8 protein-coding genes and 1 other annotated feature are annotated in these 11,177 nt (G+C 38.8%); all 8 genes read left to right on the forward strand.

Annotated elements, in window-relative coordinates:
* Positions 1–15: 15 nt before the first annotated feature.
* The 8 genes from rplA to rpsG all read left to right on the forward strand — a co-directional run bounded on the left by rplA (position 16) and on the right by rpsG (position 11,164).
* The gene (gene rplA / locus QBE53_03225; GenBank protein WZL82133.1) at positions 16–714 is read left to right on the forward strand and encodes a 50S ribosomal protein L1; all 699 of its coding nucleotides are present in this window, start codon (positions 16–18) and stop codon (positions 712–714) included.
* Positions 715–810: 96 nt separating this feature from the next.
* Positions 811–938: a sequence feature (ribosomal protein L10 leader region), on the forward strand.
* A gap of 21 nt (positions 939–959) precedes the next feature.
* Positions 960–1,535 (forward strand): 50S ribosomal protein L10, encoded by a 576-nt coding sequence (gene rplJ, locus QBE53_03230; GenBank protein ID WZL82134.1) that lies wholly within the window; start codon positions 960–962, stop codon positions 1,533–1,535.
* Between the two features lie 26 nt (positions 1,536–1,561).
* A complete protein-coding gene (gene rplL / locus QBE53_03235) occupies positions 1,562–1,939 on the forward strand; it encodes a 50S ribosomal protein L7/L12 (protein ID WZL82135.1) in 378 nt (125 codons plus the stop codon).
* Between the two features lie 209 nt (positions 1,940–2,148).
* Positions 2,149–5,967, forward strand: a complete 3,819-nt coding sequence (locus QBE53_03240) for a DNA-directed RNA polymerase subunit beta (GenBank protein ID WZL82136.1) — start codon at positions 2,149–2,151, stop codon at positions 5,965–5,967.
* 25 nt (positions 5,968–5,992) lie between these two features.
* A complete protein-coding gene (rpoC, locus tag QBE53_03245) occupies positions 5,993–9,562 on the forward strand; it encodes a DNA-directed RNA polymerase subunit beta' (protein WZL82137.1) in 3,570 nt (1,189 codons plus the stop codon).
* A 269-nt stretch (positions 9,563–9,831) separates the two neighbouring features.
* Positions 9,832–10,134 (forward strand): ribosomal L7Ae/L30e/S12e/Gadd45 family protein, encoded by a 303-nt coding sequence (locus tag QBE53_03250; protein WZL82138.1) that lies wholly within the window; start codon positions 9,832–9,834, stop codon positions 10,132–10,134.
* 15 nt (positions 10,135–10,149) lie between these two features.
* Positions 10,150–10,563, forward strand: a complete 414-nt coding sequence (rpsL, locus tag QBE53_03255; GenBank protein ID WZL82139.1) for a 30S ribosomal protein S12 — start codon at positions 10,150–10,152, stop codon at positions 10,561–10,563.
* Positions 10,564–10,693: 130 nt separating this feature from the next.
* Entirely contained in the window at positions 10,694–11,164 is a 471-nt protein-coding gene (gene rpsG, locus QBE53_03260) for a 30S ribosomal protein S7 (protein WZL82140.1), read from the forward strand.
* The last annotated feature ends 13 nt before the right edge of the window (positions 11,165–11,177 follow it).

Genomic DNA, 11,177 nt, shown 5'->3' on the forward strand with positions numbered 1-11,177 from the left:
CAAGGAGGAAATGGAATGAAAAAAGGTAAAAGATATGCAGAAATTGCCAAACTAGTTGATAGAACCAAACTGTATGATCCTGAAGAAGCTTTGAGTTTAGCGACAGAAACAGGTAAAGCAAAATTCGATGAAACTGTAGAAGCACATATTCGATTGGGAGTAGACAGTCGTCATGCAGACCAACAAGTACGTGGTGCGGTAGTATTACCTCACGGTACAGGTAAAACAGTTCGTGTTTTAGTATTTGCTAAAGGCGAACAAGCGACACAAGCAGAAGAAGCAGGAGCTGACTTTGTTGGTGCAGAAGAACTTATTCCTAGAATCCAAAATGATGGATGGTTGGATTTTGATGTAATCGTTGCTACACCTAACATGATGGGTGTTGTTGGTCGTTTAGGACGTGTCCTTGGTCCAAAGGGATTAATGCCTAACCCAAAAGCGGGTACAGTTACTATGGATGTTGCGAAAGCTGTTAATGATATTAAAGCCGGTAAAATTGAGTACCGACTTGATAAAGCCAATATTATACACGTACCAATCGGTAAAGTGTCATTTGGTAAAGAAAAATTAATGGACAACTTCCACACATTAATGAGTGCGATTATTAAAGCGAAGCCAGCGGCAGCAAAAGGTAAATACCTTCGAAGTGTTAACGTTGCTTCAACAATGGGACCTGGTATTAAAATTAATACAGGTAAAATTGAAGATAAATAGTACTTAATATAATATGACTTTAATGTGGAGAATGACTCCCATCATTCTCCACAAAATATTACTTGACAGCGAGTAATATCTCTGATATACTTTGTCAAGTGAAAAAAATGACTACCGCAGACAGTAGGTGCTTAAGAGCATAACGTACACAACCTACCGAGGAGATAATAACGATATGGTTAGACTCTTTCTGCGTGTGTAGTAAGAGCTTTTTTTATTTACACAATACTTAAGGAGGTGTAACAGTGCCAAAAGTTGAACAAAAACAAACAGTAGTACAAGCGATAAAAGATAATCTTGAAAATGCAAGTTCAGTCGTTCTTGTTGACTATCGTGGATTGACAGTAGAGCAAGATACGAATCTTCGTAAAGCTTTACGTGAAGCGAATGTAACATATAAGGTTTACAAAAACACAATGATGAAGTTTGCTTTTGAAGGAACGGCGTTTGATCAACTTAACGATCAATTAGCAGGTCCTAGTGCGATTGCAATTAGTTATGACGATGCAACTGCAGGTCCACGCGTGCTTAAGAAAATGTCTAAAGACATGCCTAAGCTTGAATTTAAAGCCGGTGTTGTTGATGGTGAGTTGTTTGATGTTGACGGAATCATTAAAGTGGCTTCGGTACCATCAAGAGACGAATTACTTGCAAAACTATTTGGAAGCTTCAAGTCTCCAATGTCATCATTTGCTCGTACAGTTAAAGCGATTGCAGACAAAATGGAAGAAACAGGCGTTGCTACAGCAGCTGATCTTGCAGCCACTGTAGAAAAAACAGAAGAAGTAGCAGAAGAAACAACAGAAACAGTAGAAGAATAATATAAAATATTTCGGAGGTGCAAATAATGGCAAAATTAACTACTCAAGAATTAATTGATGCAATTAAAGAATTATCAGTTTTAGAACTTAACGAATTAGTAACAGCTTGTGAAGAAGAATTTGGTGTATCTGCAGCAGCAGGTGTTGTTATGGCAGCAGCTGGTGGAGCTGAAGGTGGCGCAGCAGAAGAAAAAACTGAATTTGACGTAGAACTTACAGAAGTAGGTGCTTCTAAAGTTAAAGTTATCAAAGTTGTTCGTGAAATTACTGGATTAGGACTTAAAGAAGCAAAAGCTCTTGTAGACGAAGCTCCTAAAATGGTTAAAGAAGGCGCTAGCAAAGAAGAAGCAGAAGAAATCAAAGCTAAACTTGCAGAAGTTGGAGCAACAGCTACAGTTAAGTAGTCTGAAATACTTAAAATTTCAAAAGTCTCGATTCATTATGAATCGAGGCTTTTTTTACACTATAGGGTAACACATATACTTTTTAAAAATAGTGTTGACATACTTGACAAGATATGATATTATCTGTTAATGCGTCAGTATGGAATTGTATGCTTATTTTTAAGGTATACTAGATGAAGATTATTATAGCCAAGGGGTGAATCATAACTATGGAAAAAAATAGGATCAATCCTATCGAAAGTGGAGTATCAGTTCGAATGAGCTACTCCAAGCAAAAAGAAGTCCTTGACATGCCAAATCTAATCGAAGTTCAAAAAGATTCTTATAATTGGTTCCTTGATGAAGGATTAAAGGAAGTATTTCGAGACATATCCCCAATTTCGGATTACACAGGGAATTTAATGTTAGAATTTGTCGGTTTTTCTTTTAATGAAGATGCAAAGTACACAATGGATGAATGTAAAGAAAGAGATGCAACGTATGCTGCACCTCTTAAAGTTCGTGTGCGTCTAATTAACAAGGAAAAGGATGAGATTAGTGAACATGAGATATTCATGGGTGACTTGCCGTTAATGACAGACACAGGAACGTTTATCATTAATGGAGCGGAGCGTGTTATTGTAAGTCAGTTAGTACGTTCTCCGGGGATTTATTATGCACAAAAGCATGATAAAATCGGTAAAGAACTTTTTTCGGCAACAGTGATTCCGAATCGCGGGGCATGGCTTGAATATGAGACAGATTCAAATGACATTTTTTATGTGCGAGTAGACCGAACACGTAAAGTGCCGGTAACAGTGTTAATGCGTTCATTTGGCATCGGGACAAACGCAGAGATTATTGAACTTTTTGGTGAAGAACCTAAAATCCTTGCGAGTTTAGACAAAGATAGCTCATCTTCATATGAAGAAGGGCTCATTGAAATATATAAACGCATACGTCCAGGAGAGCCACCAACCGTTGAAAGTGCAGAATCTCTATTAAACTCCATGTTTTTTGACCCAAGACGTTATGATTTAGCCAAAGTTGGTAGATATAAATTCAATAAAAAATTAGCGTTTTCTAACCGAATTACAGGACATGTTTTATCCGAGGATGTAGTTGATAAATCAACAGGAGAAATACTAGCAGAAGCGGGAACCGTTGTTGATCAAGAATTAGCCAATCTAATTCAAGATGCGGCGATACCTCATGTTTTTGTGACGGTTGAAGATAGAAAAGTTAAAGTGTTAAGTAATATGGTCGTGAATATAAAAAATTATGTTCATGCAGATATTGAAGCGCTTAGAATTCATGAACGTGTATATTATCCAGTGTTAAAAGAATTAATGGACGAATATACGAATGAAGAAGAATTGGTTGAACAAATTGGACGTAATATGCATCGATTAATTCCAAAGCATATTACAAAAGAAGATATCTTTGCTTCAATGAACTATAATATTCATGTTGAATATGGTGTAGGCAATGTTGATGATATTGACCATCTAGGAAATCGACGCATTCGTGCAGTTGGAGAATTACTTCAAAATCAATTTAGAATTGGTTTGTCTCGAATGGAGCGTGTAGTTCGTGAGCGAATGACAATTCAAGATCCAGATGGTATTACACCACAATCACTTATTAATATCCGTCCGGTAACGGCGTCAATTAAAGAGTTCTTTGGTAGTTCTCAGTTATCACAGTTTATGGATCAGACGAATCCGCTAGCAGAATTAACACATAAGCGACGTTTGTCAGCATTAGGACCTGGAGGTCTTAGTCGAGAGCGTGCAGGTTTTGAGGTTCGTGACGTTCATTATTCCCATTATGGCCGTATGTGTCCAATTGAAACGCCAGAGGGTCCAAACATTGGACTAATCAACTCATTGGCTTCCTATGCGCGAATTAATGAATATGGCTTTATTGAAGCGCCATACCGTGTGATTGACCAATCAGGAGATGCGCCTGTAGTAACTGATGAAGTAATCTATGTTACTGCAGATGAAGAAGAAAAATATCGTGTTGCACAGGCAAATGAGCCGCTAGATGAAAGTGGACACTTTATCCATAAATATGTTACCGGGCGTGACCGCGAACATATTATAGAGATGGAAGCTAGAACAATTGACTTAATGGACGTATCACCTAAGCAGGTCTTTTCTGTGGCGACATCAATGATTCCTTTCCTTGAGAATGATGATGCCAACCGTGCGCTTATGGGATCAAACATGCAACGTCAGGCAGTACCACTGCTTATTACAGATTCATCCCTTGTAGGAACAGGAATGGAAAACAAAGCAGCGGTTGACTCAGGAATTGTTAAGGTTGCTAAAAATGCAGGTGTTGTTGATCGTGTAACAGCAGCTGAGATCGTTATTCGAACACCGGAAGGTGCTAGAGATACATACAAGCTACAAAAGTTTTCACGTAGTAACCAAGGAACGTGTATTAATCAGCGACCGTTAGTCACTAAAGGACAAAAAGTTCAAAAAGGTGCGGTGATTGCTGATGGTCCATCCACGCAAAATGGAGAGATTGCTTTAGGTAAGAACCCATTAATCGGATTTATGACTTGGGAAGGTTATAACTTCGAGGATGCGATTTTGTTAAGTGAAAATCTAGTTAAAGAAGATGTATATACATCAATACATATAGAAGAATATGAAGCAGAAGCCAGAGATACAAAGCTTGGACCGGAAGAAATTACTCGAGACGTTCCAGGGGTTGGAGAAGATGCGCTTAAAGACTTAGATGAACGTGGTATCATTCGTATTGGTGCGGAAATCCGCTCAGGCGATATTCTTGTTGGGAAAGTCACACCTAAAGGTGAGACTGAACTGACAGCGGAAGAACGTTTGCTACGTGCAATCTTTGGTGAAAAAGCAAGAGAAGTGCGCGACACTTCCCTTCGAGTGCCACATGGCGAAGAAGGAATCATTGTTGATGTTCATGTCTTTACACGTGAAAATGGGGATGAACTGCCACCGGGAGTGAATCAGTCTGTACGTGTCTACATTGCGCAAAAACGTAAGATCTCGGTTGGAGATAAGATGGCAGGACGTCATGGTAATAAAGGTGTAATCTCACGTATATTACCGGCAGAAGACATGCCGTTTTTACCAAATGGTCGACCGCTTGACATCGTACTAAACCCGCTAGGGGTACCTTCACGTATGAATATTGGACAGGTACTTGAAGTCCATTTAGGACTAGCTGCCAAAGCGTTAGGTATTAAAATTGCAACACCTGTATTTGATGGTGCTAACGAGATTGATATCATGGAAACGCTGGATATGGCCAATGATTATGTGAATACACCATGGGATGAATTTGAAGAAAAATGGGGCGAAATATTAAACCCTGAAATAAAAGAATTCTTATTAACGAATGTGAATCATCGAGAAGAGTGGAAGAATGTTCCAATCCGTGAAGACGGTAAGATTAATCTTCGTGATGGACGTACTGGAGAGTATTTTGATAATCCGGTTACGGTTGGATATATGCATTACCTGAAACTACATCACTTGGTTGATGATAAGATACATGCACGTTCAACAGGACCTTATTCACTTGTAACCCAACAACCACTTGGTGGTAAAGCACAATTTGGTGGACAGCGTTTTGGAGAGATGGAAGTTTGGGCACTTGAAGCTTATGGTGCAGCATATACATTGCAAGAAATCTTGACAGTTAAGTCCGATGATGTCGTTGGTCGTGTTAAAACATATGAAGCAATTATTAAAGGAGAAAACATTCCGGAACCAGGAATTCCAGAATCCTTTAAAGTATTACTTAAAGAATTACAATCACTCTCCTTAGACATTAAGATTCTTTCAAATGAAAAAGGTGAGATTAGTTTAAAAGATGATTATGACGATGATGCAGATATGGAACTACACTTGACAGATGATGAATTTGTAAATCAAAACATAGCTGTCGGTAAAAGTGAAGATGTCCCAGATCTTGATGCAGAAGAAGATGATGTAGATGAAAGTGATGAAGAACTATTAGATTCAAGTTTTATTCTTGAAGATGATGACCAGTAAATGATCTTAAAGGAGCGTGTAGTTAATGCCAAATGAAGCTATGGAGCAATCAGTGAATTTTGATGCCATTAAGATTGGTTTAGCATCACCGGAACGAATTCGTGAGTGGTCTCGTGGCGAAGTTAAAAAGCCCGAGACGATTAACTACAGAACATTAAAACCTGAACGTGATGGTTTGTTCTGTGAGAAGATTTTTGGACCAAGCAAAGACTGGGAATGTCATTGTGGAAAGTACAAAAAAATTCGTTATAAAGGTGTTGTCTGTGACCGATGTGGTGTTGAGATAACAAAATCAAAAGTACGTCGTGAACGTATGGGGCATATCGAATTGGCAGCCCCGGTATCACATATTTGGTACTTCAAAGGTATTCCAAGCCGTATGGGACTTATCTTAGATATGTCTCCTCGTACATTGGAAAAAGTACTGTATTTTGCTTCTTATATCGTTATTGATAAAGGAAATACAAACCTTCAGTACAAACAAGTTTTAACTGAAAAAGAATTTAGAGATGCCTATGACAAATATGGCAATTCATTTAGAGCTGCGATGGGCGCAGATGCAATTCGGGAAATCTTATCTGAGATTGATCTTGAAAAAGAGTCTGTTGAACTACGAAAAGCACTTAAAGATGCAACTGGTCAGAAAAAAGCTCGTATTATAAAACGTATGGAAGTTGTTGAAGCCTTTAGAGAATCGGGAAACAAACCTGAATGGATGATACTTTCTGTTGTTCCTGTTATTCCACCGGATTTACGTCCGATGGTACAACTTGATGGTGGACGATTTGCTACGTCAGACTTAAATGATTTATATCGTCGTGTCATCAATAGAAACAACCGTTTACAAAGACTTCTTGATTTAGGAGCACCTGAAATTATTGTTCGAAATGAAAAGCGTATGTTACAAGAAGCAGTTGATGCATTGATTGATAATGGTCGCCGTGGTCGTCCAGTTACAGGACCAGGAAACCGTCCATTAAAATCTTTGTCCGATATGCTTAAAGGAAAGCAAGGTCGATTCCGTCAAAACCTTCTTGGAAAACGTGTTGACTATTCGGGTCGTTCAGTTATTGTTGTTGGACCGGAACTTAAAATATATCAGTGTGGTCTTCCTAAAAAGATGGCGATTGAATTATTTAAGCCATTTATCATGAAACGTCTTGTAGCTGATGGTGTTGCACATAATATTAAGTCAGCGAAAAAGATGGTTGAACGTTTAGAAGATGGCGTGTTTGATGTTCTTGAAGAAGTTATCCGTGAACATCCGGTTATGTTAAACCGTGCGCCTACATTGCATAGACTTGGAATTCAAGCCTTTGAACCGGTTCTTGTTGAAGGTAAAGCAATTCGCTTACATCCATTGGTATGTACTGCGTATAACGCCGACTTTGATGGTGACCAGATGGCGGTTCACTTACCTTTGTCTGTAGAAGCGCAAGCTGAGTGTCGATTCTTGTTATTGTCACCGAATAACTTACTTAAACCTTCAGATGGTGGACCCGTAACGGTTCCTTCACAGGATATGGTTTTAGGAACATACTATTTAACCCTTGATAAAGATGGTGAAAAGGGTGAAGGTATGAAATTTAGAAGTGAAAATGAAGCAGTACTTGCATATGAGAACAATGTAGTTACACTTCATGCTAGAGTACAAGTGCTTCGTGAAGCAGAAATCGATGGAGTAAAACAAAAGAAACTCATTGAGACATCTGTTGGTCGTATTATCTTTAACGAAGCTATTCCTCAAGACTTAGGTTTTGTCGATCGCGAAGAACCTGGACATGAGTTTGAATATGAAGTTGATTTCTTAGTTGGAAAAAAACAATTGCAACAAATTTTACACCGTTGTATTGATATTCATGGATCAACACGAACTTCTGAGATTTTAGATGCAATTAAAAAACTTGGATTCAAATATTCAACCAAAGGTGCTTTGACCGTATCTGTATCTGACATGGAAGTACCAGAAACAAAACCGGCAATCATCAAAGAAGCTGAAGATACATTAGAGACAATCATGAAGCAATATAAGCGTGGTATGATGACTGAAGAAGAACGCTATAAAAATGTTGTTGAAACATGGCGTTCAGCCGATGAACGTATTACTCGTCAGCTTCTAGGAAATCTTGACCGATATAACAACATCTTTATGATGGCTGATTCAGGAGCCCGTGGTTCAGAAAGCCAGATCAAGCAGTTGGCTGGTATGCGTGGTTTGATGGCCGATACCCAAGGACATACGATTGAGTTACCGATCAAGTCAAACTTTAGAGAGGGTCTTGACGTTCTCGAGTACTTTATCTCAGCCCATGGAGCGAGAAAAGGACTTGCCGATACGGCACTTCGTACAGCGGACTCAGGATACTTGACCCGTCGTTTGGTTGACGTATCTCAAGACTTAATCATTCGTGAGCAAGATTGTTGTGCAGGTGAAGATGAAGTTGTTGGACAAACAGTCAAAGCGTTCATGGATGGAAAAGAAGTTGTTGAAAGTCTTGAAGAACGTATTACAGGACGTTGGTCTGTTGAGGAAATTGTTCATCCAGAGACTGGAAAAGTCCTTGCAAAAGCAGACACCATGATTAACCCAAGACAAGCACGTAAAATTGTCAAAGCAGGAATCACATCGGTTCGAATTCGAACGGCATTAACGTGTAAGTCGGATGTTGGTGTATGTGCTAAATGTTATGGAGCAGATATGGCTACTGGTTTACCGGTACAAGTTGGTGAATCTGCAGGAATTATTGCAGCACAATCAATCGGAGAGCCAGGAACACAGCTTACAATGCGTACCTTCCATACAGGTGGTATCGCAACAGCTGATGACATCACTCAAGGTCTTCCAAGAATCGAGGAGCTGTTTGAAGCTAGAAAGCCAAAAGGTCTTGCAATTATTGCAGATTTTGCTGGTGTTGTACGTATCAATGAAACGAAGAAAAAACGTGAAGTTGTCTTAACGGACGAGACAGGTGAAAATACAAAAACATACTTGATTCCATATGGATCTCGTATCAAAATTGAAGATAACCAAGTTGTAGAAGCCGGAGATGAACTCACAGAAGGTAGCGTTAACCCGCACGATATCCTAAAAATTAAAGGCCGACGCGCACTACAAGATTATATGTTGCAAGAAGTTCAAAACGTATATCGACTACAGGGTGTTGAAATCAATGATAAACACGTTGAAGTTATTTGCCGTCAGATGCTTAAAAAAATACGGATTGAAGAAAGTGGAGATACTACATTCTTACCAGGTAGCTTAGTGGATAAATTGGAATTTGATAAAGTGAATAAACAATTGGAGCAAGATGGCTTAGAACCAGCTGAAGGAACGCAAGTTCTTCTAGGGATTACAAAAGCATCACTTGCAACGAATTCATTCTTATCTGCTGCGTCATTCCAAGAGACAACAAAAGTATTAACAGAAGCAGCAATCCATGGAAAAGTTGATCCATTGATTGGTCTTAAAGAAAACGTTATCTTAGGTAAACTGATTCCGGCAGGAACAGGAATGAACCTATACCGTAATGTTGATATAGAAAAAAAAGTACCTGTAGAAGAACCAATAAATGAAACAGATGTATTTTTAGATTAAATGTAAGGCACTATTAATATATAAGCAGATGACCATGTAAATGGAAGTGCCGGACACACAAGCATGTAGGACTTACCACCTAAAACCTTGTTTTAGGCAGTAAGTCCTACACACGCCAGTGGCCGGGACACCTATGATTACATGGTCATCTGTTTTTTGATAGAACGGTCATTCCCCTCATCAATAGCGACTATAACGTACATTTTTGTCAATAGATAAAATAAAATTTTACTTGACATATTTATATAGAAGTGGTATTATTCATCAGTGTGCATTTTCAACATGTTTTTCAGCATGTCAATGCACTTATGAAAGGAATGATGAATGTGCACGATACCATGAATGGTCCGCTGGTTGTTGGGACCAAGCAAACGTTGAAAGCCCTTGAAGATCAAGACGTTTTGACACTTTATATTGCTAATGATGCAGATAAAGATATCAAACAACAGGCGATTCAACTTGCAAATTCACGAAAAGTTCCTATTGTATATTATGATACGATGGAAGAACTTGGGAAAGCTTGTAAAATACGAGTTGGAACAGCGACTGCTGCACTAATTAAACAATCATAAACGGAGGTGAAATGGATGCCAACTTTTAACCAGTTAGTTAGAAAAGGTAGAGCTACGTCAGAGAAAAAGTCAAACTCCCCAGCTTTTCAAAAAGGGTTTAACTCTCTAAAAAAGAAGACTACAGATATTTCGGCGCCACAAAAGCGTGGAGTATGTACAGCAGTAAAAACAGCGACACCTAAAAAACCTAACTCAGCGCTTCGAAAGATTGCCAGAGTACGTCTTACAAACGGAATAGAAGTAACAGGATATATTCCGGGAGAAGGTCACAACTTACAAGAACATAGTGTTGTTCTTTTAAGAGGTGGTAGAGTAAAAGACTTACCAGGTACACGATACCACATTGTCAGAGGAACTCTTGACACAGCAGGTGTTGCAGACCGTAAACAATCTCGTTCTAAGTATGGAGCGAAGCGACCAAAGAAATAGAATAAGATTAGTGCCGGTCAATGAATGTCGATTACCTATTGTTAGGATTATATAGATAAAGAATTAACCGTGCGCGAACAGATTCTATCTGAGTACCTAAGATTTAATTCATGTTAAGGAGGGAAGAACCGTGCCACGTAAAGGTCATATTGCGAAAAGAGAAGTTTTAGCAGATCCAATCTACAAGGATAAAGTGGTTACAAAGTTAATCAACAATATCATGTTAGATGGTAAAAGAGGAACAGCTCAAAGAATCGTATACGGTGCTTTTGAAAAAGTAGCGGAAAAAACAGGTAAAGATGCAATTGATGTTTTCTATGAAGCATTAAACAATATCATGCCAGTTCTTGAAGTTAAAGCACGTCGTGTAGGTGGAGCAACATATCAAGTTCCGATTGAAGTACGACCAGACCGAAAGCAAGCTTTAGGTCTAAGATGGTTAGCATTGTATACTCGTAAAAGAGGAGAAAAGACAATGGTAGACCGTTTAGCAGCAGAACTTATCGATGCGTCCAATAATACAGGCGCTTCAGTTAAGAAAAAAGAAGACGTACACAAAATGGCGGATGCCAACAAAGCATTTGCAAGCTACAGATGGTAGGAGTTTTACCATT

This window comes from Vallitaleaceae bacterium 9-2 (genome assembly GCA_038396585.1).
Lineage (GTDB): Bacteria > Bacillota > Clostridia > Lachnospirales > Vallitaleaceae > UBA1351.

What these genes read in the sequence shown, in the direction of transcription:
- rplA (WZL82133.1), top strand. Translation starts at nt 16, where the DNA reads ATGAAAAAAGGTAAAAGATATGCAGAAATTGCCAAACTAGTTGATAGA.
- rplL (WZL82135.1), top strand. Translation starts at nt 1,562, where the DNA reads ATGGCAAAATTAACTACTCAAGAATTAATTGATGCAATTAAAGAATTA.
- QBE53_03240 (WZL82136.1), top strand. Translation starts at nt 2,149, where the DNA reads ATGGAAAAAAATAGGATCAATCCTATCGAAAGTGGAGTATCAGTTCGA.
- rpoC (WZL82137.1), top strand. Translation starts at nt 5,993, where the DNA reads ATGCCAAATGAAGCTATGGAGCAATCAGTGAATTTTGATGCCATTAAG.
- rpsL (WZL82139.1), top strand. Translation starts at nt 10,150, where the DNA reads ATGCCAACTTTTAACCAGTTAGTTAGAAAAGGTAGAGCTACGTCAGAG.